This window comes from Rhodococcus sp. DMU1 (genome assembly GCF_012272955.1).
Lineage (GTDB): Bacteria > Actinomycetota > Actinomycetes > Mycobacteriales > Mycobacteriaceae > Rhodococcus > Rhodococcus aetherivorans.
In genome coordinates, this window is sequence record NZ_CP050953.1 from 420651 (window position 1) to 446965 (window position 26315).

The window sequence follows — 26315 nt, forward strand, 5'->3', positions numbered from 1 at the left end:
GAGTGGTGCCTTTCTCATAAGGGGGCGGATCAGTGCTCGGCGTTCCAGAAACCGATCCAGACGGCGCCCCACCAGCAGACCTGCGAGATCGTCGCGGTCGCCACGCCCCATACGGTCAGGTGCGGGGGGAGGTGCACCGCGTTGTTGTGTGCAATGCGCCGGCTCAGGATCGGGGCCTGCAGGCCGTTGACGGTCAGAACCAGGACCAGGATCAGTTTTGTCTGGGTGAGCACAGAGGTCAGGTTCGGCTCGAGAAACGCACCGCTGGCAACGAGACCGACCAATCCGGCCCAGATCGGCAGGTGCAGACGATGCGCGCATCGAATGGCATCGGCGAGCGTGGACCGGCCCGAGATCCACACCAGCACCAGATAGTCGGCGATCAGAACTCCACCGAATCCGAGCACGAGCGAGGCGAGGTGGACGAACAGCGCCGCCGTGTGCAGGTTTGGATCTACCTCTATGTGTGCCGAGACCCACACCGCCACGGCCAACGCTGCCGACGCGACTGTCGCGGCTGCGACCACGATCGCCCACGAATCATGCAGGGCGAGTGGCTTTTCCGGCTTGCGTGGGGGGATCGGCAGCAGTCGCTTTGGTGGGCGAGGGGGCGCGGCGGTTGTGTCCTCGATGGGTTGCGGCGCGCCGGGCTTTGGTCCCCATGAGATGGTTTCGGTGTGGAGCCCGCGGGAGGCGATCGCAGTGACCGGGGAGATTGGGGTGGGTGGTCCGGCCTCGGTGGCGGCGTCGGAGGGGGTGGTGTGCATGAGCGAACCGGTCCTGGGGAGAAGTTGTACAAACAACGTCCGCACCTGTCGAGGTGCGGTTGTTGGCGCACGCTGCCCCGGACGCCAATCCGTGATGGGAAGGTCTGTCAGCTTCCTGGCAGACCCTGGAAAAGTTGGAGCGCTGCGCCTTTCGAGGGGGTGAGGCTGTTAGGAGAGTGTCCGGTCGCACAGTTGTCGGTGCCGATGAAGCGGCAACCCGAAGTGATCACGAATCCTCCTCACAGCAAGTACGCAGGGTGTAGCTAAGGCTGCCCTACTTTATGGGGCGTGGTTAGTAAAATTCTTAGGCAGCCCGAAGTCAATAGTTGTGTTGCCCGTCACACCTCGGGGCGCACCGTGATCGTTTCGGCCAGAGCGAACTCGATTGGGAGTTCGGACATCACGTATCTGCGCACCGGCGAGGATTGGTTGCATCTGTGCGCGGTCCGCGTCGAGGGATCGAATGGGGATTGAGTGAGGGTGGGTACACCGATCTGATCGAGTCTGCGGTCGCGATGGCGGTGTCGATGCGCGGCGCGTTGCCCGAGCGGATGATCGTCCGTGCCGATCGGGAGGCACCCGGTCCACGGCAGGGCAGTTGGCTCGGTTCGCTCGCGCACGGGCGGGCGCAGTCGGTGGGACGGCCCGGGGTGTGCGGGGAGGACGTTCAGGCTGAAACATTCTGGGCCACATCAAAAGTAGAGATCTAAAATCGAGGCTGGTGGGCGACGAGGCATGAAGCCGGAGTCGCTGTCGGCGATTGGATCGAACGGGTATACAACCGTCACCGCCGGCCTTCGAGCCTGGGAATGATCAGCCCAGCTCAGTCCGAGAACAGATTCACGCAGACGGCAGAACCCGCCTGACCCTGTGTTCACCGGACGGAGCCAACCCCCACTGCGGCAGGGTGAGGCGGGGCGGGGGAATACACTGGTGACCACCTGACCGCGCTCCGAGCCGGCAGGTCGACGAAGGAGAGCGGTCGTGGACGAGCACGTGTCGGCGCCGGCAACGGCGGATCCTGTCACGGTGTTCACCGCCCTGGCCGAGATCCTGTATCAGAGTGATGAGCCAGCGCAGGCATATGCCGCGCTGTGTCTGGCGGCGACGATGCTCGTCCCCGGATGTGATCACGCCAGCATGATGTTGCGCGACGGCCGGGCGCACGTGACCGTGGCCGCCACCGACGACATCGCGTACCGAGTGGACAGCTTCGAACGCGCCACCGGGGAGGGGCCGTGCCTGGACGCGCTCGATGACGACTCGGCGCAGCTCGAAGCCGATTTGCGGGCCGGCAGCCGATGGCCGCGCTTGGCGGCCGCGGTGCTCGAGCACACCCCGGTGCGCGGAATGATGGGGTTCCGGTTGCTGGTCGACCAGCGCAAGGTCGGGGCCGTGAACTTGTTCTCCGACACTCCCGGGGCCTTCACCGCCGACGCTGCGGCGAGCGCGTCGGTGCTCGCGGCGTTCACCTCGGTTACGGTCACCGCTGTCACCCGCGGCGACGACATCGCCTCGCTGCGCGCGGGATTGACCAGCAACCGGGAGATCGGCAAAGCCGTCGGCCTGCTCATGGGCCTCGAGCGGCTGTCCGAGGACGAGGCATTCGATCTGCTGCGCCGCACCTCCCAGGACATGAACATCAAGGTCGCCGATCTGGCCCGCCGCATCGTCGATCCGCACCGCAACGGCCACCGCGATTGACGCCCTGCGCACCGTCTCCGCTGAGCCCTCAGGTCAGCGTGTCGGTGCGGTGACGCTGTCGCAGGCGTTCGTCCGGATTAGCGTCGGTTTCGTGGTGACGCCGGCCTGGCCGTAGGTGGACGTCTTGTCGGGGGCGGTGCCGCTGGCTGCGCTGCTGAACCGGCAGCACCTGACCGGGGCGCGCCTTCCGGAAGAATAGCCTCGGCTATCGATGGTGATACCCATTTGCCCGCGGCGGCAATCAACCGCCCTCCTGACGGGCAGCATCGATGCAACTATGGCGTCATGGCACCCGGGGAGCACAGCAATGCGGGAAGCTCGAACTCGGACTCGTTCGAGCGGCGCCTGCGCGAGGCGATCGAACACACGGCCCGCGAAATGCGCAACGAGCACGCCAGCCTCGATCACACCCTCGAGGTGATCACCCGTGCTGCGGTCGATCTGATTCCCGGCGTCGAGCACGCCGGCATCACCTTGGTCACCCGCGGCACCCATTTTCAGTCCCGGGCGGCGACCTCCGCGCTGCCGAGAAGGATCGACGAGCTGCAGCATCGGCTGCAGGACGGGCCGTGTGTGCAGTCGATCCGGGTGAAGGAAACCGTGCGGGTGGACGACATGGCACACGAGGCCCGGTGGCCGAAGTTCGCGCCGAAGGCCGCCGAGTTGGGTGCCCGTTCGATGCTGGCGTTTCGTCTCTACACCACCGAGGACACTCTCGGCGCGCTGAATCTGCACAGCTCGCACGTCGAGGCGTTCGACGCCACCAGCATCAGCGTGGGCGCGACCCTGGCCACCCACGCAGCGATCGCCGTGATCGCCGCCCAGCGGGAGGAGCAGTTCCGCGCCGCCCTGGCCTCGCGGGATGTCATCGGGCAGGCCAAGGGCATGTTGATGGAACGCTTCGGTGTCGACGCCGACCGGGCGTTCGGGTTGCTGTGCAAACTCTCGCAGGACCGCAACGAACCGCTCCATGAGATCGCGCTCAAGCTCGTCGAAGTCGACCGTCCTCCTCGCCGGTAACAGGAAAGCCCTGACTGCCCGTCGCGGAGATCGTGCTCGCCCAGTCGGCTGTCCGGTGAGCGGTGGTTTCCCTCACCGTGGGAACCCGCGGGTCGGCACACAGGACGTGCTCAACGAGACAAGTCGGACCCTGAGACCCACGTCGATTACATCTGCCGATTCGCCGCTTGATTCGTGAGGTACAGACGCGCACGGACCGCGACGTCTCTCTTTCGCTCAGGAGGGCCTCCCAGGCTGGTGCCCAGGCACTACGGGGTGTGCGAAGTCTCTGAGAGCGCCGATGAGTGCCGTCGACCCCGCGCGCACCGCGACTGCGGGACAGCCCATTTCGACGAGAACACTGACAGGAGAGGACGAGAGAGTGGCGTGCGGGCAAGAGCACGTGCTTGTCGAGGGGCAGGGATGGCGCATCCCTCCCGCTCGGCGGTGCACTTGGGGGCACCATCAGCCGCTTACAGCGTGTCTCTTATGGATCGGATCGTCTGTGCGGCATGATGCATGTCGTGGTCGATGCGTTGTCTTCACGGTTGGTGCCGGATGAGTTGTGGGAGATCGTCGAACCGCTGCTGCCCGGATTCCGGGCCCGGCCGCAGGGCGGCGGTCGGGCAGCACTCGACGATCGGGCGGTGTTCACCGCGATCGTCTACGTGCTCACCAGCGGCTGCGCCTGGCGGCACCTGCCGCCGTCGTTCGGGGTCAGCGTCCCGACCGCGCACCGCCGCTTCGCCGCGTGGGTCAACGCCGGGGTGTTCGACGGGCTGCACCGCCAGGTCCAGGGCCGACTCGGCGCCGGCGGGGACCTGGACTGGTCTGCCGCGATCCTGGACGCAGCGCACGTCCGGGCGAAAAGGGGGGCTCTCTGACCGGCCCCAATCCGGTCGACCGCGGCAAGAACGGCTCGAAGATCCACATCCTCTCCGACGCCGACGGCATCCCGCTCGTCACCGCGGTGACCTCGGCGAACACCCACGACAGCGTCATGCTGCAGCCCATGGTCGCCGCCATCCCGGCGGTGCGCTCGCGTCACGGGCCGCGGCGCCGCCGACCCGGCCGGCTGCGGTCCGGCAAAGGGCTACGACTACCCCGCCCACCGCCGGTGACTGCGCGCACGGGGCATCGCCCCGCGGATCGCGCGCCGGGGCGTCGACAGCAGCGAGCGCCTGGGCCGGTATCGATGGAAGATCGAACGTACCCTGGCCTGGTTGACCGGCTACCGGCGACTGACGATCCGCTACGAACGCCACGGTGAGCACTTCGCCGGCTTCCCGCAACTCGCTGCAGCGCTGACGTGCTGGAAAAAGATCGCCAAATGAGATGTCCTCTTAGGGAGCCGTTCATCTCGCCTTCGCCGATGACACACTGCGACTGGCAGGGGACCGGTGCGAGATCGTCGCGGAGCACGAGAACCTGCTCCACGTCGGCCACACTATAGCGTCTGGTCGGGCCGGGTGATGCTGACTTTGTGCGCGGGATCAATGGCGAGTGCCGGGCTGAATGCGACCATCTCCGTCACTTCCGAGTATGCGGGCTGGCGGGCGATCCTCGCCGCGCGACTCGAGGCCCGTACGGGTGCACTGGTTCGACGATCGCGCCGCGATACTGCCGGACGGACATTGCTTCAGCCTCCTTCGACCAACACTGGCGTAGCCAAGTCCGTGCAGCTCATCCTGGATGCAGTGAACCGCTGCCAACGAACGCCGTCGGCAAACAGGTAAAGCCTTTGCAGGAATGGCGGCTGGGATCAGCCCCGCAGGAAGTCGACGACGAGTTCGTTGAACTCCGCGGCCCGCTCGATCTGCGTCCAGTGCCCGCAACGAGCGAAGACGTGCAGGTCCGCGTCCTGCAGCAGGTGCACCATGGTCCACGAGACCTCCGGCGGCACGACCTTGTCCTCCCGTCCGTGAATCAGGAGCGAGGGCGTGCGGATCGACCGCACTTGCTCCTCGGTGATACCGAGCTCGTTGCCTTTGTGTCGGGGGTCGAGGAACATCGCGCGGTAGGCGTCGAAGGTTTCCAGGCTCGCCTCGTAGCGAATGCGGACCAGCTCGTCGGTGATGATGGACGGGTTCACCGCAAAGTAGTCGAGCAGCAGTGCCCGCATGTTCTCCAGGGAGGGTTCGTAGGCGCGCAGGGCCTTCAGCCCGTCGGTCACGGTCATGCCGACGCCGGGCGAGCCCATGAGGACCATTCGGGAGATCCGTTCCGGATGGCGTTCGGCGAGGTCGAGCGCCATCCGTCCGCCCAGCGAGTTGCCGACCAGCGACACCCGATCGAGCTCCAGCACGTCGAGCAGGCCGAGGATGTGGTCGCTCCAGGTGCGAAGTGAGTAGACGATGTCCCCGGGACGCGAGGTGGCCCCGTATCCCACGGTGTCCGGTGCGATCACTCGGAAGTGCTCGGCAAGCCCGGGAATGGTATGTTGCCAGTTCGCCCAGCCCGACACTCCGGGGCCGGATCCATGAAGCAGCACAACGGGATCGCCGCTGCCGGCCTCGAGGTAGAACGTGTCGATCGGTCCGGCGGTGACACCGGGCACGGCGACTCGGCGGCCCTGGGCGATGTCGGTGGTGGTCATCGTGGTTCCTGTCCCGCCCGGCCACCGGCACCGCCGGCGTAGGCTTCGTCGGGCTTGCCGGAGAACACGGCGAAGCACTTGTTGGAGTTGAATACGTCGGTGGTGACGAGTGTCGACCAGGTCAGTGGCAGCCCGAGTTCGTGCATCGCGCCGAGCAGGCAGTACCAGTTGAGCATCTCGTGTTGGCCGGACTCGACGATCTCGGCGCCGCTCACGGCACGCCAGGTGTCGACGTCCCCGTGCACGAAAGCGTCGTAGAGCCGCTCGTCGACCGGGGTGTCCGGACGGAGATGCCAGAGCTTGTCGGTGAGGAAGGCATGCGACCAGCTCGACGAGGCCACCAGGGCGACCCGCTTGTCGGTCGCGGCGAACGCGCGCGCTACGGCGGCGCCGAGGTCGAAGCAACGGTTCGGGGTCGGGCCGACCGGGTCGAGCTGTTCGTCGGCGATGTCGGCGAATCGAGCGAGGCCGCCCTTGCGGGCAATCGCATGCTGGCCATAGCAATTGACGGTGATCGGCACGATCGGATAGGGGAGCTTCGATCCCGCGTTCTCGTAGTCGAGAAAGATCTGTGTGTTGAGGATGGCGTGCGGGAAGTGGGCCTCGGCGCGCTTGCGATACGAGTATGCCATGTCGAAGCCGTTCTCGATCAAGGCATTTGCCAGGCTCCGTGCGGCGTTCGGGTCGCCGTGCAGGGGTGAGCGTGAAGTCGTCGGGTAGTCCCCAGGCATTGGGGCTGCCGCGCTCGTTCATCACCTCGAACGCCGGGACCTCGAGGTCGTCGTAGGCCAGCACGCAGAACGGCGGCAGGACCTCTTCGCGGAAGTTCTCGTACTGGTCGTCACCCCATACCACCACGAGGTCCGGTTCGAACTCGTCGAGTGCGGCCCTGCAGCGGGCGAGGTGCTCGACCAACTCGGCGCGATGCGCGGCTGCGGCGGCCGTGCCGCCGTCGTCGTCCCATTCGGCAACCCGACGGACCACGACCGCCGGAGCCTTCTCTGTTGCCCCCTCACCACCGCATCTTCGTGTCAGGCAATAGGTACCGCCCGCCCTGGAGAATGCGGGCAGCGCCAGATCCCAGAGGTTGCGGAGGGCATCCTCGCAAGATTCCTCATGTCCGGGCCCTCGGTGGACCTCTTGTTGGGTGCGTCCTTGGCCGTACGCATCGAAGACCCCCGCCCGTGGCTCCACGTCGGAGCCGCGCTGGGCAGTGCCAAACCCACCACTCGCGGAACGCCTACCAGAACGGGGGGGGGGTCATCGAGAGCCTCCACTGAAGTCGGGGCGCAACAGTGTCTGCCCTGCCCAGGATGACGGGTCAATCCGCGGAGGAATACTGGGTGCCTGGTCGGCGCGCTGGACCCGAATCGACGTGCCAGGCCGGCCTGGCACGTCGATTCGGAACGCTCGCATGCTCAACAAAATGTCGTCGGGGTGCCTGACACGACGATCTGGGGCTTCCCCCCCCCGAGACAAAGCTGCACTCGTGGGGGACGATTGCGGACCGAGGCCCCAGCAGGGCCATCTGGCACATATAGAACAGGTGGCTGCGCGACAGGCCGCGCATCTGGGGAAATGCCACCCGTAGGTCCGAGGCGAGGCGGTCGACGAGCTTGGTTCCCCACGTTTGGGTCTGCTGTCGCTCCGCAATGGTCCGACCCAGGTCCCAGTACAGCAACAACAGCTTGGTGTTGACGACCTGGGTGGCGCGAAGCCGGGGCCGCCGGAAGGCGAAGAGCGGGCGGGAAGATTCGGCAACCCGCCGGCCCAGGGCGCGGTGGACGTCGTCCGGAAACGCCTCGCCTTGCACGACTGCGCTCACCGTGGAGGCAAGAGTGGCGCCCCACTCGAGGAGCTCAGTGGTACCACATCGGTACCGAAGTGGTAGCATTTGGGTATGAGTACGCAGATTGCGGTGCGCTTGCCGGATGAGATTGTGGCTTTCGTCGATGAGGAGGTGCGGGAGCATCGGGCTCCCAGTCGTGCGGCGCTGGTGTTGCGGGCGCTCGAACGGGAGCGGCGTCGGCGGATCGCCGCCCGCGATGTCGAGATTCTGTCCCGGGCTCGCGGTGAAGCGGATCCGGACGAGTTCGATGGGCTCGCACGATATGCCGCAGGCCTGTCGAGCGATCTCGACTGATGCGGCCGATTCACGCCGCGAAGCTGGACAAGACGCGGCCGGTGTTGGTGTTGACCCGCGAGTTGGTGCGTCCGCACCTGGGCAGGGTGACGGTGGCGCCGATCACCGGCACCGTGCGGGGGTTGTCGACAGAGGTGCCGGTGGGCCCGGCGAACGGATTGAAGAAGGATTCGGTGGTCAGTTGCGACAACATCGTCACCATTCCGGTGTCGGCGTTGGGGCGCAGTCTCGGGTTTTTCTTTCCGGCGCAGGAAGCGGCGCTGTCCGAGGCGATTCGGGCCGCGTTCGACCTCGAATGAACAGCCCCCTGCCGGACCACCGGCGGGACGGCGTTGCCGTCCTCGATACCGTGCCGCGGGCACGCGACCGCTCGATGCCGGGGAGGTGCAGGGGCTCGGCGAGGGCGGCGTACGACCGGCTCGGCTTCGACGGGGTGGGGGCGAGGTGTTCTTGTCACCGCTGGCGTGCGGCGCGGCGCGACAATGGTGGGTGATCGAGATGGGGTGCGGATTCTGGGTGGGTGAGCGTCTCGAGCACGTTGGCAGGAGGCGGCGACTGAGCCGGGTCGGGATTCGGGCACAGGCGCCGGCGCCTCGACCTGCCGACGCCGTGACAGAAATAGCCGACCTGACGAAAGGCACCGCGAGGACACGGACCCGTCTGGTGCGGAGCGGATTCAGGTGTCGTGTCCGGCGCCGCGGTCGGGGGCGCTCATGTCCCCGGTGCCGGGTATGCCGTGGGCCCGCGCGTAGCGCAGGTACACGGTGCCCGTCGGGCCGGCGACCGGCGGTGCGAGGAGGGTGAGGTTGGTGGGCACCGTGCCGGCGGCGAACACCTTCTTCCCGACGCCGAGCACGATCGGGTGCACCCAGAGGTCGAGCCGGTCGAAGAGTTTCTCGCGCAGCAGGGTCTGGACCAGGTTCAGGCTCCCGACGACCTTGACGTGCTGGTGCCGGTCCCGGATTTCGCGCACCGCGCCGGCCAGATCCGGGCCGAGCTGCGTGGAGCCGGACCAGGAGAGGTCGGGCCGGCCGCGGGAGGCCACGTACTTGGGGACGCTGTTGAAGAGCGTGGCGATCTCGTGGTCCTCGCCGCCGTCCTGGTACGGCCAGTAGGCGGCGAAGATGTCGTAGGTCCGGCGGCCGAGCAGCAGGGCGTCGGTGCCTTCGTAGGCGGCCCCGATCTGCGCGCCGGTGACCTCGTCGAGCAGGGGTGCCTGCCAGCCGCCGAACGGGAACCCTTCCGGGTCTTCGTCGGGGCCGCCGGGTGCCTGTCCGACGAGGTCGAGGGTGGTGAACAGTTCGATGTCGATCAGGCCCATGGCTCGGCTCCCGGTGAAGTGATGTGTCTCGGTTGCAAAGGTAGACCTGCGGGCGTCGGCGGACTCCATTGCTGTGAGGGCATCGGACTTCGTCCTCCTCGACCGGCCTCGCGCGGTGCATCGGTCGCCACCGGTTCTGCGGTGGGCGTCCGTGCGTTGCTCGGCAGTCCGGACCCGGCGGGCGGAGGGGAAAGTACGGACTCGTCCAGCCGGCCGTGCCGAAAGGCTCTGACCGTGACCAAAGCGTGTCGCGCCCACCTGCGTGCGGCGCGCGATGCTCCGGCACGCTACCGCGCTGGGTGACCGCTGTCTCGACCGTTCCGACGGCATACGGCGCCTCCGTCTTCCTCGGTGCCGTCGGGTAAGCCTGACAAGTCCGGATCCCGAAGGCCCGAGAGCCCTTGGTAGGAATGGACTTGCGAAGATCGGATCCGAACCAGAGGCGATCCACGTGATCGCCTGTCACGTCATGCTCGACGTCGCTCGACCCTGTACCTGGGCCGACGGTGTATGTGGGCGCCAGCGCGGGCCGCCGGTGAACAGGGCATCCCGACGGTGCGCATCACACCGGTCATCGGCGGGGATTACACACCCGCCCGGTCGAGACGTTCGATTAGGCGTGATTTGCGCGCATGTCTGTGACGTAGTGTCAGGATGCGCTGGGTGAGGGCGTCACTTCGGCCCTCGCGTTCGGCGAGTGCCTGCATATCGGTGAGCAGCGTGACGGCAGCCTCGTATTCGCTGGGTTTCGGGTGGCGATCATCGCGTCGATACGCGACCACGCGGCTTCCTCGTCGCGGACCGGTTTATCCAACCGTCTTTCGCGAGCGAGTGCGCGGTCTTTGTCGCGGCCGGCTTCGTCCTCGGCACGTCGGGCGGCCGCCCGGCGTATACGGTCGCCGCGACGACGCGCCGCGGCGTCGAGGAGCTCGGCCACGGTCCGAGGGGGTGAAGCTGGAATGTGCGGGGTGTGCTCGTCATGGAAGCGGCGCAGCATCTCCGTCCGGACCGCTGCGGGGTGATCGTTTACCACGCGCATCAGGAGTTGGTTCTTCTCAGCGAGGGGCAGTGTTGTCACCCAGGCTGCGAGTGCGTCGGAGATGCCGGTGGTCTCCTCGAGCGGTGGGCTGGTCCGGGCTGCGACGGCGAGTAGGTCGTCGTCGAGGCGGAGGAAGTCGGCCAGCGCTCGCTGGGCGGCGGTGAGCGTGGCCAATCCGGGCGGCACGGGTGGCTCGAGGTCGGCGTCGGGGTTGCGGCCCCAGGAGTAATCGTCTGCTTCTGCGGTGTTGTGGCCGGCGAGCCAGGCGAGGTAGAGCGGGCGGAGGTCGCCCGTGGCGAGTTCGGAGCGGATCCCGACGATGGCCGACAACGGTATGACGGCGTCAGGATCCCACTCGCCGCCTTCGTCCTCGCTGGTCAGGTCGAGCACGAGGAATTTGCCTGTGGTCCAGGCGGTTACCAGGTCTCCGGCGCAATAGCCGCGGGCGACGTCGAGGTCGAGCAGGCTGCGCGGGAGGCGCAGCATGATCCGGTGTGTTCCCCAGTTCGCCAGATAGAGGTGCGCGTCGTAGTAGCGCTCCATCATCTGCTTCGGATCGCCCCGGAAGTTGCCCCAGTGGTACTCGTTGACGAAGCTGGTGGCCGTAACGCTCGCCCGGGTGGACAGCGAGCGAACCTCGGCCAGCTGAAGATCGTTCAACGGCCGGTCGACGGCGAGGAACTCGTAGTACTGGTATTCGCTCATCGCCTACCCTTGCCGGGGGCAGGGACAATGGGGTCTGCCCGGAAACCCGAGTCGTCTCCCATGTGGAAGAACAGGTGCCCGGCGAGCGTGGCGTCCTCGCGCAGAGCTGCCCAGCCGCGCCCGCTGACCTCGTCCCCTTCGTCGTCGCCGATCCAGCTGAACTCCACTACCGGGTGGCCGTTGCGTTCGGTGGTCCGGCAGTCCATCGAGCCGCGGACGGCGACGAAGCCAAACTGCCCGGTCCCGTCGCGGGTGAACTCGATGAAACCGGGTTCGACGAGATCGATGGCGTCGCGGTCCCACAGGTCCATCTCCACGATCCGCCATCGGCCGGTCAGGCGCCTCACCGGTAGGTCCTCCCTTGTTTGTCACGAGGTGCGGTGGTGAGGGTAGCCGCCTCGGAGGCCGGTGGGTCGAGTCGGCCTCGGGCCGGGTGCTCCGTCCGGCTTTACGAATGTGGCCCGGTCCTGGGCCTCGATAAGTGGGTTCGATCGCTGGCTGTGGATGGGCACGGGCTGGCGCGGTACCAGCGCGGGTCGTTCACATTCACGACCAGTCTCTTGCGAACGGTGGACCTCATTGTGGAACGCGCCGCGTCGAGAGAGCGTCGAGGGTGGTGTCTGCGCATATTCTTCGTTCGGCGCACCTGCGTGCTTTCGCCGGTGCGGGCACCGCGATCTTGGCGGGCACAGATTTCGTCTGTCGAAGGTTTGGTGTCCCGTGCTGTCCGCGGCGAGCGTCTGCGACCGGCTGCGGATGCGTCCTGGTTCGCTTGCGCGGCGGTTTCCTCGGGTCGCGTGTCGGTGAGCAGGGCCCTGGGATGGTAAGGGAAGTCCATCGGACCTCCGTGGATCGGTCAGGAAATGGGTGCGGGTGAATCAGTGTTCACCTCGTGGTGCACCATGAAGGAGAATGCTCAACTCGATAAGGTTGGTGAGGTACTTCATGGATCCAGTAGTTACACGGTGCGAATTTCACGGTGACGGGGTCACCCTTGCCGCCGACCGGTGGGATCCACCGCAGGGTGCCGGCGGGGCGGGCGTCGACAGGAAAGGCGTGGTGCTGTTGCTGCACGGCGGCGGGCAGACCCGGCATTCCTGGCGGAACACCGGTCGCAGCCTCGCGGCGGACGGCTGGTCCGCCGTCGCGGTGGATGCACGGGGGCACGGCGACAGTCAGTGGGCGCCGGACGGGGACTACGGCATCGATGCGTTGGTCGCCGACCTGACCTCGATCGTCGGCGCGCTGGGGGAGAAGCCGGTCTTGGTCGGTGCGTCGATGGGCGGGATGACGTCGTTGATCGGGCAGGGGGAGAATCCCGCACTGGCGCGCGCTCTGGTCCTGGTCGATATCGCACCGAGGGTCGAGACCGCCGGCACCGCGGAGATCATGGCGTTCATGCGCAGTGGTCTCGAGGGTTTCGCGAGTCTGGACGATGCGGCGGCGGCGGTCGCGGCGTACACCCCGAACCGGGTGCGCACGCCGAATCCGGACGGGTTGCGCAAGAACCTGCGCCTGCGTGAGGGGCGCTGGTACTGGCATTGGGATCCGGCGTTTCTGCGCCAGGGTGACGAGCCCACGCGTCAGGCCGACTCGATCGTGCATTACGAGCGTGCCCGGAGGGCTGCGGCCGCGATCACCGTTCCGACGATGCTCGTGCGGGGCGCGCAGTCCCATGTGGTCAGCGAGGCAGGTGCCCAGGAACTGCGCGAGCTGATCCCGACGGCCACCGTGATCGATGTGCCCGGGGCCGGCCATATGGTCGCCGGTGACGACAATGATGTCTTCAGTGGGGGATTGAAGGGTTTTCTCGACGACGACGTTCTCGCCGCGCGTCGCTGACGCCCTCGCAGGTAGCCGGCCGGGAGGCTTGTCTCGGGTCTGCCTCGGTGCCGCGGGTGGGCTCGGGGGGTCCGGTGCGCCCGCGAGAGCGGTCGTCGTCCGACCGGGAAGACCGGCGCGACCCGTCCGATGGTGCCCGCACGCTACGTGCGCGGAGTCGAAGCGCAGGCCTCGAGCGTCCCCCGGTGGTCGACGAGGGAAACATCGTTGTGCAGTAATGACGATCGGCGATCTTGCGTGGCCGGTTGATGGACGTTCCCTCGAGGGGCTCGCCTTTTCCGGTCGCCGGGTGGGGGAGAGGGGCGCTGGGGTCGGCGATGATGCGGCCACCGGGTCCCGGCCGGGACCATGGTCGAACCGGCCGGAGTTCCTCGTGCTGGTGCCCCCGCGGTTCGGAGCAGCGCCCGTGGGGTTCGACCCAGGACCGCGGAGTCGGGTCGCCGAATACATGACTGGTTCGATCACCGCCGCGCCACGGCGATCTCGGGATATTGCCCCGTCGAACCCGTCACCGGGTGCTGAGTCGGCGTGCGGTGAGTGCGCCGTGGGGTCGGTGGTCCCTTTTCGTTCGGGTGTGGGTCTCGAGCACCTCGAAGCCGGCCGTGGCCAATTCCTGGCCGAGTTCGACCACGGGCCACCGATAGGCAGGGGTGACGGCATGGTCGAAAGCTTCTACGGTTGCTCCTTCGACGAAGCCCACCAGCAACCCTCCGCCGGGCCGAATCACCCGCGCGAATTCGGCGAGCGGGGTGCGGATGTCCTGCGGCCTGTGGTGGATGAGCGAGTACCAGGACAGCACACCACCGAGTGATCCTGTCGCGGCGTCGAGCGTGTCGAAGTCGCCGACGTCGAAACGGAGGTGGGAGTACTGCCTACGAGCTTGTTCGACGAACTCGGGAACCAGATCGATCCCGGTCACCGCGAGGCCGCACGCGGCGAGGAAGTCGGTCCACTGTCCCGGACCGCATCCCGCGTCGAGCACGGGACCGGTCAAGGTGGCGGCCCAGCTGCCCACCAAGGCCCGGTCCGAGGGATGTGTCGAGGTCATGGAGCCGAACAGGGCCGCGTACTCCTCGGCTCTGGCCGAGTATGCCGTTCGGACGGTCTCGCCTGGTGAGGCGCTCGTGTTCTCCATGCCGTCGCATGATTCCAGGATCCGGCCCCACTGTGCACAGGGTGTGCGGAACATCCCGAACCCTCTCCCGAGGGGTGCGAGCGACGACTGCGGACGAAACGACGGTTGTCGATCCTGCCGACCCGACTACGCGCCGGGATCTCCGTGGCGGCGACACGTGTCGTCGCCACGGTGTGTGTCCCGCCGATCTTCTTGTGATGGTCGCTGCCGAGGGCGTGGGCGCGCTGGAGCCTCGGTCGTCCACACGCTCGAGTTGTCGTCGTGCTGGGAGGCGAACTCGATCCCGTCGACGAGCCGGCCGTCGTGGATGAGGGTGTCGATCTCCGCCCAGGTCGCTCGGGTCGGTTCGCGGGGCAGGTTGTCGCATCGGCGAACCGGTACGCCGCCGCGATCACCTGCGGACCGACGCGGGCGAGCTCGCCGACGCGCATCAGCCGCGTCGGAGCCTGGTCGTCGAGGGCCGGCGTCAGCCCTGGAATTGCGCCTGGGCTGCCGTGGGGCGTGTGTGCGATTGCAGGGGTGATGTACGGATCCTGGGCCGCACAGGGCGTAGGTTCGCAGGTGGAGCCGCCGGCCGGAGGAAGGGGCTGCCGTGACTGGGACGGAAGCTGCGCATGCGCGCGGGCGAGGTGGGTGTCTCCGACGCTCCGGTGCGGGCCGCGGACGGGGTGCGGGCGGCCGAGTCGACGGGCGATGCCGGGTTCACCGACGAGAAGCGTGCGGCCGGGGACAGCTGCTCGCCATCGCCACCACCGGCGAGGTTGGCGCGTTGCTCGGTGCGTTGCCGCTGCCCGTGCGTCGGAGCTGGCGCGTGGTGGACCGTCGTCGAGACCCTCGGCTCCTGGTCTCAGGATCGGTCCGATGATCTTCCGGGGGCGGCCTGCGATCCGTTTTCGTTGCGCAGCCCCGCAAGTCGACATGTCCCACCCCGGCACGCTGGCCAGATCCGCCGCCGTCCTGGCGTGGTCCTCGGGGATCGGTTTCGGACTGCCGGGGCTCTATGCGATCGCGCACCTGGTCCGGCACGGCGAGATCGCCACGTTCCTGGGCTATCCGACCTACGGGCACGGCGTGTTCGAGAACCGGTGCGGGATCCGCACCACGGTTCCGTTGCTGTCGGCGTTCGTGGTGGTCTGCGCCGCCGAGTGTGGTGCCGGAGCGCTGCTGTGGCAGCGGCGCCGGGCCGGTGGGACCCTCGCGTTGGTGCTCCTGCCCGTCGAAACCGTCTTCTGGGTCGGGTTCTCCCTGCCCTACGGACCGGTCGCCGCGGCGGCGCGAACGGCCCTGGTGCTGCGGTATCTGCGGCGGGTGCCCGGCCGGGGCCGATAGCCGGCCTGGCGCGCAGCCGGACCGGTGTCGGCACCCGTCTCGGCGGGGATAGGCATCGCCCGCGCGGGGGCGCGACTCCGGCGACACGGTCACTGCCGTCGTCGCCGCGGTCGCGCTGGGGGCGGTGGGGACGCTCCTGGCCGGCATCGCGCGCCGGTTGCGCGCATTGGTCCCGCGTTGAGCCCAGCCCACCTGGGCGGGGCGCCGCCCGGATGGGTCCTCACGTCGTCCCCGGCGGTCAGCCCCCACCCCCGCCATGGGCGATGTGGGGTCGACCGCCGGGGCAGCCGCGATCCGGCGATGCCCGGGATCGGTCTATCGGTCCATGGGACCGAAGGTCGTCGTCGGAGTCAGCGGCGTGGATCAGCCCCGAAGCACTAGGAGGCGCAGATGACCTCCGACGTGCTCTAGCGTTCCCGGCCGCCGCTCGCATGCACACCTCGAGGCCTCTCGCCTTCGGTTCGCTTGCGGGACAGCGTCAGTCGAGGAGGTCGAGCACTTGGGCGGCCAGGCGCCCTTCGATCACCAGGGACCGCGCGACGACCATGTGCTCCTGCCGGTGGACGAACGCCCCTTCGCCGTCGCGGGCACGCAGCCGTTTGAGCAGTCGGCGTTGCGACCGGATGAACAGCCGGTAGTCCGCCTCGTAGGTCTCGGCGTCCGTCCGGCTGCGGTGGCGCGTGACGCTCGAGGTGTGCCGTTCGAAGATCTCGTGCAGCATGCCCGCGATCAGCGCGAGCGTCGCGTTACCCGACAGCTGCACCATTCTCAGGTGGAACAACGCCGCGGCCACACCGAGGTTGCCGGCCACATAGACAGCGGGGTCTTGATGGGCGAAACACACCTGGGGCAGGAGGTGGTGGGAGCCGCGACAATCCAGAAGTGCTCATTTCAGTAGCGAGGCGTCTGCTGTCCCTGCCGTGCCGGCTGGATTGCCGTCGACGTCGCGTGTCGGCGGTCATGTAACTCCGAACCTCACGCCTGACGTCGTCCCGTTGGCGGGGATGTGCGGCCCGTCCCCCACCCGGCGGGTGCCCTCCGGTCCAGACGTCGACATCGCCAACTACTGGATGGCCTTCATTGCCGGCCAGTAGCGGGAGTCTGCGCCGATCGAGTTGAAATCCTTCACCTCGGCAATCGATTCCGATACCGACCAGCTTTCGGCGTTGTTTCGGTCGGCGGTGACTGTTTACCCATAGTCCGGCGCGTGGGCGTGATCCGGCGCAAACGTGCCCGGCCCCTGGACGGCTGTGGTTGTTTGTCGTCCTCGCCCCTATTCGCGTTGTGCGGTATCTCCTCGTGTCGTACGTCCGTCCTCGTCTTTTCCGTGGTCCAGTTCCTCGTCGACGGTGGAGTCCTCGGCGTCCTGCGGGTGGGTGTGCCCGCGACGGCCGATCCTCTTCACCCCCGCGACCAGGTGCCCGCCACCGGCGGCGACGTTCGCGCCGCGCGACCGGAGGCGGTCGCGGAACGAATCGACGTGCTCGCTGGTGGCCTCGACCGTGGCGGCCGCCGTGTCGAGTAGCTCGTCCCGAACCGAGTCACCGAGTTCCGCGATCTCCGGTGACGAGGCGAGGAACTGGGATCCCTGTGCGAGCAGATCCTGAGGTCCACTGGGGGACCGCCCGCCCGCTCTGGCGATCTTCACGGCCAGCTTCAACTGGTGTGTGCGCCCCAGCAGGTATCCGGCGCCGACCGCTGCGGCGACCTCAACCTTGGTCTTGGTTCTCGAAATTTTCATGATCGAACTCACTTGCTGTGTGTCGTCGCCACGCACTGCGTCGGGCGTCGGGAGCATGTGGAACTATGACGCGTCGGTGCGCAGGGTGTATCCCGTGACTACCCCGCGGCCCCGGTCCCCAATCACAAACTCCATCGGAGGCCCCGCCATGCGGAGGTGCCACCGCGCGGCGGCGAAGGTTTCGCATCGCTGCCGCGGCCCGGCGGTGCTGGTCAATACGCTCGCCTACCGTCCTCGTCTTCCTTCTTCCCTGAAGCCTTCCGGAGCGGGACGCCCCGCGAAAGTCGTTGCCCCCGGTCGAAGCGCCGGGCCCGCACCGGACCGTTTGGGACGGAGCCTGCCGGCGCAATCCGGGCCCGGGTTCGGTTCATGTGCCCGAGCCGGACCTGCCGTCCGTCGTCGGAGGAACGGTGGGTTCTGTGACCGCCGGTGCGGCGGGCACGGCCTCGGTCGGCGATATTCCGGGGGCAGTGCCGGGCTCTGAACCCGTGCCGGGGCTGCGGTGGGTGGCCTTCTTCGTCAGCGCCGCGACCTGGTGCCGCACCTGCGGGGCCTTGTCCTTGACTGTCTGCGTCGCCCCAGCGACCTTGTCCTGCACGGCCGGGTGCTGCCAGAGGCCGAGGGACTGCTCTTTTATCTTCTGGTATGTCTGGCGGCCTGAACGGGTGCCGGCCACGAAACCTGCGGCCGCCCCGGCGGCGAAGATCAGTGCTCCTATCATGATGTTCTCCCTCGCTCGACGAACTCCGGTGCACCGGCCGCCGACGCCCGCACCGCCGTGACGACTTCCGCGGGGCGCGGCCCGGGCCCAGGGCGCCTGCGCGGACTGCGGCCGACGGCGTGAGTGCCGGCGCAGACCAGCACCATGAGTACCGCCCACAGCAGCGAACCGAACACCCACACCCCGACGACCGTGGCGCTGCCCACCCACACCCCGTCGAGTACCGCGACCGCCGACGGCTGCAATACCTATGCGTCCTCGCTTCCGGCCTCCGTTGCCTGCATCCGGCCGCTCCTTGCCTGTCCCCTCGCGAACTGCGAGCCTCTCGGCGAATTCCCTTCCGACCCCCAGCACCGTGCACCGCAGCCGGCCCGCCGGACTACCCCGGTGGCGGATTCCTCGGCAGGTCCTCTCGCCGATCACCCGCAGCATCGCGTCCGCGGTGGTCGCCGACCAGTTCGACGGCCCGGCCCACATCCACGTAGCAGGGAAGAATCCGATCGATTCCGGTGACCTGCAATGCGTGCCGGACCTCTCCGACGGCGACGGCAGCGATCGCGGGTCCCCCGCGACCGGCGTCCACGCCGCCGACTCGAGCACCGTCAATCCCGCGCAGCCGAGAAAGTCGACCCGGAGCAGATCCACGACCACACCCCATTCCGAAAATCGTTGCCGAAGAACGCAGCTCAGCACAGGCGAGGTGGAGATGTCGACGTCGCCGCAGACGCGGACCACCACCGGTCCTGCGGCCCGCCGATCGACCGAGATCTCGAACATCGTGGGCTCGGGAACGGAGAACTCCACCACGGACACCCGAGCGTCACCGTCTGTGTGCGAATACAGCAACACCATGGCGTCCCTTCGGTCTGGGCTTCCCGCCGGGCGCACCCAGGATTACCCAGCTCTGCGACACACCCGGAAGGCGGCCACCGCCCACCCTTTGTCACTCGTCACAACGGTAGAGCAGACCGAACACCGGGCGCAGGCGAATGTCGTGGCGTTTTCGCGGGACACCCCCTTCCGCAGAGCCGAAGGATGACAAAATTCGATGGGGCATCAGGGGGGCGACCCGGGAAGGACGTGATGGCTGTGGTGCACGGCGTGGTGAGGTGGTTCGACGGGGAGAAGGGCTTCGGCTTCATCGCCCCCGACGACGGCGGTGCCGACCTGTTCGTCGAGTACACCGACATCGAATGCCGCGGCTACCGGGCCCTGCGGGACGGCCAGGAGGTCGAGTTCGAAGTCGGCCTGGGACGAAGGGGCCGCCACGCCCAGAAGGCACGCGGCCTCTGAGTGACCCCGAACCGGCACCGCCCCCGGGTGCCGACGGGGGTTCTGCCCGGTTCGTCGAGCAGCACGCTCGACGACGTGGGCACTGGGCGCCCAGCGAGAGCGACTCGGTAAGAGAGCGTGCCGAGTCGCAGCCATCGTCGTACCGCAGTCGATCGACGAACCGCTATCCGGCCCCGTCCGGGGATGACACTCCCTTGGCGGTGGATTTGCTGGTGCCGCTGATGGCGATCGTGCACGAGCGCAAGCCGCGACTGCCGGGGTGGAAGCTCGGTACCGCCCGGAGCGGAACACGTGGGGATGCTGCGCGGGCGTTGTACGTCTTGGTGGCGATGATCGATCGACAGCAGAGGATCGAGGGGCTGACCACGCCGGTCAGGGCATGCCTCGCGAGGCGCAGCGCACGATGTCACCAGCAGAAGATCAATTCGACGAGAACACGTGACCAGGAACAAGATCCTTCCACGCCACGCCACGCCACGCCACGCCACGCCACGGGATGGTATGGCTACCTGGGGGCGGGCGATGCTGTGGCCACGCCCGTGAGCTGGTTTACCGCGTCCGGGCGGATCTGACCCAGCGCTGGGCGCCGGCGCGCTCGCCGCCCTGGACGTTTCGGAGCTGCGCGACGGCGAACCGCCCGCACAGAACCCGCCACCGACGGCACAGCTCGCACTCGCCGCAGAGCGGTGATCTCGCTGCCGCAGCCGCGGCACGGCGTCGACCTCAGTCCACAATCGTAAGGGGACTTCGTCTAGTTGGCTCGATGGCCGTCACGTACGGCGATGCGGTACGCCGACCTACCTGGACGCGAAAGTGCGAGGGCACAAGAGCATGTCAGGGAAATGATGTCAGCCAGGGAAAACAAACTATTGACCTTCCGATCGGAAGGGATTAAATTCATCGGTCAAGCGGATCCGAGTCCGTGATCGGGCCCCACGCCCGCGGCGCCTCGCCGCGTGTCGTTGTCGGCAACTCGGTGCGAGGAGTGTGCCCCATATGGCTGTCAATTCCACTGGTAGCAAACGGTTATCGAGCAGGAACATCCGAGTGGCCGGCGACTCGACGAGGGTATGCAGCTGTCGAGGGGCAAATTCACCTGAGAGCCGGCCCTCCGGGGTAACGACCTGGTTCCACTGCAGGACTCTCCTGTCGAGATATATCCTCCGGCAAAAGCTCTCGCCCGAGTTTCCTTGTTTGAGCTGCAGTTCGCGGGCCATCGGATCGGCACGGCGGGCAACTGGCCGGACGTGCTGGTCGCGACCAAGACGACCGAGCAATACCTGCGTTGTCGATTCGCGGAGCGGGCGGAAATCGCCGAGGCGAACGTCACCGCATTTCACGCCGACTACGCGTTCGAGGACACCACCGAGTCCTGCGCATCGCGATATGAGGTCGCGACGGCGAATCTGCCGGAGGGGCGGAACCGTACAGTCTCCGAGAACCTTGCGCTTGCCTACGGACTGCTGATCGGAGCCCGCAGCGCGGGCAGGCCGCTGTTCCTCTGCGTGACCGGGTCATGCCCGCGTTGGACCTGCGGCAGGGACTTGCGCGCCACAAGTCCCACGGAGCGCGGACCTTCCAAGCCGAGGACGAAAGTGCGGCGATCGTTGCCGCGGTGGGTGCCTCCTTCGGAGGTCACTTGGTTGTGACCTCGTGCCGCTGGACGGCGTGGACGCTGGTTCTCTGGTGGTCCACGACGCTCACGACGAGGATCCGTCGATCGCATTCATGCTCGCGCGTCTGCCGGACCGGCAGGGGCGAGTCGTCCCGGTCGGCAGCTTCTGCGACGTGGCCCGGCCCGCGTCCGACGATCTGGTCAAACGAGCAGATCGCGCAGGCCTGCACCGGGACCGCGTCGGACCTGGCCGCGGTCATCAGCGGCGGCGACAGCTGGGTGGTGGGTTCGGGCGTACGGCGGTGACCCATCTCCCATCCGGAACGACCACACGAAGGAGTAGGAAGTGATCATCGATCAAGTAGGCGTCGTGGGTGGTGGCCTCATGGGGACGGGCATCGCGCGTGTCTGTGCGCTTGCCGGCGCCGATGTCGCGGTCTGCGAGGTGGACGCCGAGCGGGCGGAGGCGGCGCGGGCACGCACCGAACGTTCGCTGCGGCGCGCCGCGGCGGCGGGCAAGATCACCGACGCAGACTGCAACGGTGCGTTGGGGCGGCTGCACTACACCGCCTCGCTCGAAGACCTCGCTGAACGCGAGCTGGTCATCGAAGCCATCGTCGAGGACGAGCGGGCCAAGACGGACCTGTTCGCCGCGCTCGACAAGGTGGTCGTCAGCCCGTCCGCCGTGCTTGCCTCGAACACCTCTTCCATCTCGATTACCAAGCTGGCCGCCGCAACCACGCGCCCGGAACGGGTTGTCGGTCTGCATTTCTTCAATCCCGTACCTGCGCTGCGCCTGGTGGAGCTGGTGCCGACGCTGCACACCCAGGCGGCGACGATCGACCGAGTCGAGCGGTTCGCCAGCGATGACCTCCGGAAGCTGGTGATTCGATCGCAGGACCGCGCGGGGTTCGTGGTGAACGCGCTGCTGACCCCGTACCTGCTGTCCGCGGTGCGCATGCTCGAGGCGGGATCCGCGGCGGCCGAGGACATCGACCGCGGCATGGTCGAGGGCTGCGCGCACCCGGTCGGCCCGCTGTCGCTGGCGGACTTCGTCGGACTGGATATCCTCCTCGCTGCCTCGACCTCGATGTACGAGGAGTTCCGGGATCCGGGTTTCGCACCGCCGCCGTTGCTGCTGCGCATGGTCGAATCCGGATTCCTCGGTGAGAAGACCGGCCGCGGCTTCTTCACCTACTCGTGATGCCCAGTTTCGAAGGAGCTTCCATGCCCTCAGCCAACTCCTACGCAGGATTCACCGTGTCCCCGAAGACGACGTGGTCGCTGACCGGTGCGTCCGGTACAGGCGGTGATGCCACCGCGCCGAGCACCCTGATCTGGCCGCTGCGCCGGGCCGCTCGACTGCATGGCGACTCGATTGCGATAGTCGATGGACCGACGCGACTGAGTTATGCGCAGTTGTGGTCCTGGTGCGACCGGCTGGCCGCGGGTTTGGCGGGGCGTGGGGCGGTTCGGGGTGACCGGATCGGCATCCTTGGAGCCAACAGTGCCGAGTATCTCGCCGCCTACTTCGGGGTACCGGCTGCGGGTTACGTGCTGGTCCCCCTGAATGCGCGTCTCGCCGACGCCGAGATGATTGCGATCATCAATGACTGCGAGCCGGTGATCGTGGTGGCGGACGAGGCTCATCTCGCCCGCGCCGAGTCGCTGTCGGTATCGACCGAGGCCACCGTCGTGGACTTCGGACGGTTGCTCGGCGAACCGATCGAGTGCACCGCCTCGGACGGTGGGAGCGAGGTCGGTGCCCAGGATCTCGCGGCAATTTTCTATACCGGCGGTACGACGGGACGGGCGAAGGGAGCGATGCTTACCCACGGCAATCTCACCGCGAACGCACTGCACATGATCGCGGGACTCGGCTATCGCTCCGATGACGTCTATCTGCACTGTTCACCGATGTTCCATCTCGGCGACGGGATGTCGACCTATCCGATGACCTGGGTGGGCGGACGACACGTCGTAATTCCGCGTTTCGAGCCCGAGGCCGTGGTCGATGCGATCGAGACGGAGGGGGTGACCTGTACCTTCCTGGTGCCGACGATGCTCACGCTGCTTCTCGAGTACCTGGACGGGACGGACCGAGACCCGGACCTGTCGTCCCTGCGTGTCGTGGTGCACGGCGGTGCGCCGATCGCGCCGATGCTGCTGAACAGGGCGATGGAACGGCTGGGATGCTCCTTCACGCAGTCGTATGGCATGACCGAGGCCGGGCCGATCCTGAGCTTCCTCCCCGACGAGGGCCTGCTGCTCGGCAGCCGGATCCTGAATTCCGCCGGGCGTCCGGTGGTCGGGGTCGAGGTGCGGGTGGTGCGGCCGGACGGAACGGACTGTGAGGTCGGCGAGACCGGCGAGATCATCGGTCGGGGACCGAACTTCGCGGTCGGGTACTGGCGGCAGCCGGAGGTGACCCGGGAGCGGTTCCGCGACGGCTGGTACTGGACGGGGGACTTGGCCTATCGCGATGAGGATTTCTACCTCTACATCGTCGGTCGGGCCGGTGATGCGATCATCAGCGGTGGTGAGAACGTCTATGCCGCAGAGGTAGAAGCCGTACTTGCTCAGCATCCGGACCTGGTCGAAGCCGCGGTGATCGCGGTGCCGTCCTCTCAGTGGGGTGAGCAGGTCCACGCCGCCGTCGTGATCCGGCCGAGAGCGGCGACGACCGAGGCGGATCTCGATCGGCATTGTCGCGCACTGATAGCCGGCTACAAGATCCCGCGCTCGTACGAGTTCCATACTCAGCTTCCGCGCACCGGGCCTGGAAAGATCGACAAATTGGCATTGCGGCGTCCGCATTGGACGGCGCATGGAAGGGACGTGTCATGATCACATCGGATGGTGGGGAGAACAGGGTCGCGCTCGTGACCGGTGCCTCTCGTGGAATCGGAGCGGCCTGTGCTTTGCGTCTTGCGGCGCAGGGGTACGCAGTCGCGGTGAACTTCGCGCGGTCCGGCCATGAGGCGGAGTCGGTTGTGAAGCAGATCCGTGCCGACGGCGGGCGGGCCGTGGCGATTCGGGCGGACGTAGGGGCGGAGGGGGCGGGCGAGGAGCTCGTGGGTGAGACGGTGCGTCGGCTCGGGCCACCGCTGGTGGTGGTCAACAATGCCGGGGTTCAGCGGTCCCGGGCGATGATCCGTCAGACGCGTGACGAATTCGACCAGATGCTCGACATCAATGTCCGTGGGGCCTGGTCGGTGACCCGCGCCGCGCTGCCGCACATGTACGACGCGGGCTGGGGACGCGTGGTGTTCGTCAGCTCGGTTCTGGGTGCCACCGGTGGGCCCGGCGACACCGGGTACGGCGCTTCGAAGGGGGCGTTGCTGGCGATGTCGAAGAGCCTGGCGCTCGAGGTCTCCCGACGCAATATCACCGCCAACGCGGTGCTGCCGGGAACGATCCTTACCGACATTGTCACCGATGTCGATCCGGCGGTGCTCGAAGCCAATATCGCGGCGATCGCCGCGCGGCGCGGGGGTGAGCCCGAGGAGGTGGCGGCCGTCGTCGCTTTCCTGTGCTCTCAGGACGCCTCCTATGTCAGTGGTGCGGAGGTCGTGGTGCACGGCGGTGGGTGGCTCACGCTTCCGCCGTCGAAATAGCACCGGTGGCATCGGATTCGAAACACGGAGGTAAGGACGAGTGCAGTACGGAATCGGCTTGTACACCGGGCAGGTACCTCCGGGCGAGGACCTCGGGTTCCACGACGAGTACGCCCGGATTATCGAGCAGGCGACTCTGGCCGAAGAGGCGGGCCTGGACTCGATCTGGTTGAGCGAACACCACGGGGCGACGGACGGATATCTTCCCTCGTTGTTGCCGATCGCGGCGGCGATCCTCGGTGCGACGACCCGGTTGGTGGTGGGGACGGCGGTGCTGCTGGCACCTTTCCACAATCCGCTTCGGCTGGCGGAGGACGTTGCGGTCCTCGACCAGATGTCGGGGGGCCGTTTCATCCTTGGGATGGGAACTGGGTGGCGGCGCGGCGAGTTCCGGTCTTTCGGGGTGAACATGGCGACCCGCGGACGGGCACTGGAGGAGACCGTCGAGATCCTCCGGCGGGCGTGGCAGGGGGGCCGATTCGGGTTCGAGGGGCGGGTGCACCGGATCGACAGCGCGATCGTCAGGCCCGAGCCCTTCACGCCCGGCGGGCCGCCGATCTGGCTCGGCGGCACGGGGCCGCGGGCACTGGATCGGGCCGGCCGCCTGGGGGACGGATTCTTCGGGGTCTGTACCCCGTTCGACCCCGCCATGGCGACCTTCTCCCAGGTTCTCGAGTCTGTGCCGGAGCACCGGCGAGCGGGTTTCTCGTTCGGCCAGCTGAGGTCCGGTTTCATCGCGGACGATCCCGAACTCGGTTGGAAGCTCACCGGGCGCGGTATGACCTACACGATGGATGTGCACGCTCGGTGGGCTGCGGAGGAAGCCGGCAATGCGGTCGAGGGGGAGACGATGCTCACGCCGGAGGAGGTTGTGCGGCAGTACAACCTGATCGGCACACCCGATGAGGTCACCGCGGCGTTGCGGCCGTACGAGCAGCGCTTCGCGGCGCGCACCGATTCTCATCTCTGTTTCCGGCTCTATCATCCCTACATGCCGCAGGACGCGGTGCTGGACGCGGTCGGTACGTTCGGTAGGGTGGTGGTTCCCGCCCTGCGCACCTCGGCCGGCGGTGGGCCGCAGCCGGGGTGATTGCGGGGCACGCGCCGCACCTACTGGAGGAAAGCCCGTGCCACCCAAGCGCTCCGCCGAGCGGCATGCCGAGGTCCTCGACGCCGCCATTGAGCTGATCCGCCAGAAGGGCATCGACGGGACGAGCCTGCAGGACATCGCCGATGCGGTCGGTATCAAGAAGGGCAGCCTGAACACCTACTTCTCCTCCAAGGAGGAGCTGGTCGAGCTGATCCAGGCCAGATTCACCGAGGTGGCGGAGCGGGAGCTGCGCATCATCGGGGAGCGCACCGACCTGACACCCGATCAGCGGCTGCGTGAACTGCTCTATTTCCATGCCGAGCACTGCACCCTGCGGGTCTCCTCGCCGGTGCTGGTCGGCTTCATGCAGCTGTGGACCTCGTCCTCGTCGCCGGGTGGACGTCACCAGCCGTCTGTGGTGCGCGAGTACCAGCGCGTCTTCGAGGACGCCGTCGCGCAGTGTGCGCGTAAGCGCATCTTCCGGAAGATCGATCCCGTGCTCACCGTGAACGGGCTCATGGGCAGCATGAGCTGGTGTGCATTCTGGTACAACGAGGACGAGCACGGACCGTTGCGGCCGCTTGTGGACGAGATCATCGATATGGCCTTCGACGGCCTGCGCGCGAAGGGCTGACGCGCCGCGGGCACGGGCGGTAGC

Annotated in this window: 25 protein-coding genes and 3 pseudogenes; 15 read left to right on the top strand and 13 right to left on the bottom strand. The window is 67.4% G+C overall.

All coding sequences use genetic code 11. The features are described 5' to 3' along the window. Positions 1-29: 29 nt before the first annotated feature. Entirely contained in the window at positions 30-767 is a 738-nt protein-coding gene (locus HFP48_RS29900) for a hypothetical protein (RefSeq protein ID WP_168580947.1), read from the bottom strand. A gap of 984 nt (positions 768-1751) precedes the next feature. Here HFP48_RS29900 and HFP48_RS29905 point away from each other — a divergent pair. From HFP48_RS29905 to HFP48_RS29915, 3 genes and pseudogenes are all read left to right on the top strand, one after another. Next, a complete protein-coding gene (locus HFP48_RS29905) occupies positions 1752-2471 on the top strand; it encodes an ANTAR domain-containing protein (protein WP_246872642.1) in 720 nt (239 codons plus the stop codon). Between the two features lie 378 nt (positions 2472-2849). Continuing rightward, the gene (locus HFP48_RS29910) at positions 2850-3491 is read left to right on the top strand and encodes a GAF and ANTAR domain-containing protein (RefSeq protein ID WP_246872720.1); all 642 of its coding nucleotides are present in this window, start codon (positions 2850-2852) and stop codon (positions 3489-3491) included. A 494-nt stretch (positions 3492-3985) separates the two neighbouring features. Then, positions 3986-4804: pseudogene (locus tag HFP48_RS29915) on the top strand (IS5 family transposase). A 428-nt stretch (positions 4805-5232) separates the two neighbouring features. On the opposite strand, the gene HFP48_RS29920 reads toward HFP48_RS29915, so the two are convergent. The 3 genes and pseudogenes from HFP48_RS29920 to HFP48_RS29930 all read right to left on the bottom strand — a co-directional run bounded on the left by HFP48_RS29920 (position 5233) and on the right by HFP48_RS29930 (position 8038). Next, positions 5233-6066 (bottom strand): alpha/beta hydrolase, encoded by an 834-nt coding sequence (locus HFP48_RS29920; protein WP_168580949.1) that lies wholly within the window; start codon positions 6064-6066, stop codon positions 5233-5235. Next, positions 6063-7038 (bottom strand): annotated as a pseudogene (locus HFP48_RS29925) (extradiol ring-cleavage dioxygenase); the annotation flags it as partial. The gene HFP48_RS29920 and the pseudogene HFP48_RS29925, both read right to left, overlap by 4 nt. 349 nt (positions 7039-7387) lie before the next feature. Continuing rightward, the gene (locus HFP48_RS29930) at positions 7388-8038 is read right to left on the bottom strand and encodes a DUF1016 N-terminal domain-containing protein (RefSeq protein ID WP_348983370.1); all 651 of its coding nucleotides are present in this window, start codon (positions 8036-8038) and stop codon (positions 7388-7390) included. On the opposite strand from HFP48_RS29930, the gene HFP48_RS29935 reads away from it, so the two are divergent. Then, a complete protein-coding gene (locus HFP48_RS29935; protein ID WP_044475886.1) occupies positions 7967-8209 on the top strand; it encodes a YlcI/YnfO family protein in 243 nt (80 codons plus the stop codon). The genes HFP48_RS29930 and HFP48_RS29935 overlap by 72 nt on opposite strands. Then, complete coding sequence (locus tag HFP48_RS29940) at positions 8209-8508, top strand: type II toxin-antitoxin system PemK/MazF family toxin (protein WP_044475885.1); 300 nt, start codon at positions 8209-8211, stop codon at positions 8506-8508. Before HFP48_RS29935 ends, HFP48_RS29940 begins: the two co-directional genes overlap by 1 nt. 377 nt (positions 8509-8885) lie before the next feature. On the opposite strand, the gene HFP48_RS29945 is transcribed toward HFP48_RS29940, so the two are convergent. The 3 genes and pseudogenes from HFP48_RS29945 to HFP48_RS29955 all read right to left on the bottom strand — a co-directional run bounded on the left by HFP48_RS29945 (position 8886) and on the right by HFP48_RS29955 (position 11621). Next, positions 8886-9530 carry a dihydrofolate reductase family protein gene (locus HFP48_RS29945; protein WP_168580950.1) on the bottom strand — a complete coding sequence of 215 codons (645 nt, stop codon included), beginning with the start codon at positions 9528-9530 and terminating at the stop codon, positions 8886-8888. A gap of 584 nt (positions 9531-10114) precedes the next feature. Next, positions 10115-11274 (bottom strand): annotated as a pseudogene (locus tag HFP48_RS29950) (hypothetical protein). Then, on the bottom strand, positions 11271-11621 hold the full coding sequence (locus tag HFP48_RS29955; protein WP_168580951.1) for a hypothetical protein: 351 nt from the start codon (positions 11619-11621) through the stop codon (positions 11271-11273). The pseudogene HFP48_RS29950 and the gene HFP48_RS29955 overlap by 4 nt, the downstream one beginning before the upstream one ends. 598 nt (positions 11622-12219) lie before the next feature. Between HFP48_RS29955 and HFP48_RS29960 the strand changes: the two genes are divergently transcribed. Next, entirely contained in the window at positions 12220-13116 is an 897-nt protein-coding gene (locus HFP48_RS29960) for an alpha/beta hydrolase (protein ID WP_168580952.1), read from the top strand. A 508-nt stretch (positions 13117-13624) separates the two neighbouring features. Here HFP48_RS29960 and HFP48_RS29965 read toward each other — a convergent pair. Continuing rightward, positions 13625-14251: a class I SAM-dependent methyltransferase gene (locus tag HFP48_RS29965; protein WP_168580953.1), complete on the bottom strand. Its 627-nt coding sequence runs from the start codon at positions 14249-14251 to the stop codon at positions 13625-13627. A 918-nt stretch (positions 14252-15169) separates the two neighbouring features. Between HFP48_RS29965 and HFP48_RS29970 the strand changes: the two genes are divergently transcribed. Continuing rightward, a complete protein-coding gene (locus HFP48_RS29970; RefSeq protein WP_168580954.1) occupies positions 15170-15580 on the top strand; it encodes a hypothetical protein in 411 nt (136 codons plus the stop codon). Between the two features lie 478 nt (positions 15581-16058). On the opposite strand, the gene HFP48_RS29980 is transcribed toward HFP48_RS29970, so the two are convergent. The 4 genes from HFP48_RS29980 to HFP48_RS29995 form a co-directional block, all read right to left on the bottom strand. Further along, positions 16059-16391, bottom strand: a complete 333-nt coding sequence (locus HFP48_RS29980; protein WP_210432856.1) for a hypothetical protein — start codon at positions 16389-16391, stop codon at positions 16059-16061. Positions 16392-16853: 462 nt separating this feature from the next. Then, complete coding sequence (locus tag HFP48_RS29985) at positions 16854-17321, bottom strand: hypothetical protein (protein ID WP_246872646.1); 468 nt, start codon at positions 17319-17321, stop codon at positions 16854-16856. Positions 17322-17688: 367 nt separating this feature from the next. Continuing rightward, positions 17689-18042 carry a YtxH domain-containing protein gene (locus HFP48_RS29990; protein ID WP_168580955.1) on the bottom strand — a complete coding sequence of 118 codons (354 nt, stop codon included), beginning with the start codon at positions 18040-18042 and terminating at the stop codon, positions 17689-17691. After that, a complete protein-coding gene (locus HFP48_RS29995) occupies positions 18039-18287 on the bottom strand; it encodes a hypothetical protein (protein WP_168580956.1) in 249 nt (82 codons plus the stop codon). Before HFP48_RS29995 ends, HFP48_RS29990 begins: the two co-directional genes overlap by 4 nt. Positions 18288-19131: 844 nt before the next feature. Between HFP48_RS29995 and HFP48_RS30000 the strand changes: the two genes are divergently transcribed. The 3 genes from HFP48_RS30000 (at position 19132) to HFP48_RS31900 (ending at position 20984) form a co-directional block, all read left to right on the top strand. Then, positions 19132-19335, top strand: a complete 204-nt coding sequence (locus HFP48_RS30000; RefSeq protein ID WP_168581160.1) for a cold-shock protein — start codon at positions 19132-19134, stop codon at positions 19333-19335. A 200-nt stretch (positions 19336-19535) separates the two neighbouring features. Continuing rightward, entirely contained in the window at positions 19536-19907 is a 372-nt protein-coding gene (locus HFP48_RS30005) for a hypothetical protein (protein WP_168580957.1), read from the top strand. Positions 19908-20525: 618 nt separating this feature from the next. Beyond that, positions 20526-20984 (top strand): hypothetical protein, encoded by a 459-nt coding sequence (locus tag HFP48_RS31900; RefSeq protein ID WP_246872647.1) that lies wholly within the window; start codon positions 20526-20528, stop codon positions 20982-20984. On the opposite strand, the gene HFP48_RS31905 is transcribed toward HFP48_RS31900, so the two are convergent. Then, a complete protein-coding gene (locus tag HFP48_RS31905; RefSeq protein WP_072636053.1) occupies positions 20971-21261 on the bottom strand; it encodes a hypothetical protein in 291 nt (96 codons plus the stop codon). The two genes, HFP48_RS31900 and HFP48_RS31905, sit on opposite strands and share 14 nt — an antisense overlap. A gap of 35 nt (positions 21262-21296) precedes the next feature. On the opposite strand from HFP48_RS31905, the gene HFP48_RS30015 reads away from it, so the two are divergent. Genes HFP48_RS30015 through HFP48_RS30035 form a run of 5 tightly spaced genes read left to right on the top strand, consistent with a single transcriptional unit; the run spans position 21297 to position 26291 of the window. Continuing rightward, a complete protein-coding gene (locus HFP48_RS30015; protein ID WP_168580958.1) occupies positions 21297-22154 on the top strand; it encodes a 3-hydroxybutyryl-CoA dehydrogenase in 858 nt (285 codons plus the stop codon). A 23-nt stretch (positions 22155-22177) separates the two neighbouring features. Beyond that, positions 22178-23797, top strand: a complete 1620-nt coding sequence (locus tag HFP48_RS30020) for an AMP-binding protein (RefSeq protein ID WP_168580959.1) — start codon at positions 22178-22180, stop codon at positions 23795-23797. Then, positions 23794-24567 (top strand): SDR family NAD(P)-dependent oxidoreductase, encoded by a 774-nt coding sequence (locus tag HFP48_RS30025; RefSeq protein ID WP_065922144.1) that lies wholly within the window; start codon positions 23794-23796, stop codon positions 24565-24567. The genes HFP48_RS30020 and HFP48_RS30025 overlap by 4 nt, the downstream gene beginning before the upstream one ends. A gap of 40 nt (positions 24568-24607) precedes the next feature. Next, positions 24608-25657, top strand: a complete 1050-nt coding sequence (locus HFP48_RS30030) for an LLM class flavin-dependent oxidoreductase (RefSeq protein ID WP_168580960.1) — start codon at positions 24608-24610, stop codon at positions 25655-25657. A gap of 37 nt (positions 25658-25694) precedes the next feature. Further along, entirely contained in the window at positions 25695-26291 is a 597-nt protein-coding gene (locus tag HFP48_RS30035; RefSeq protein ID WP_065922146.1) for a TetR/AcrR family transcriptional regulator, read from the top strand. Positions 26292-26315 lie beyond the last annotated feature (24 nt).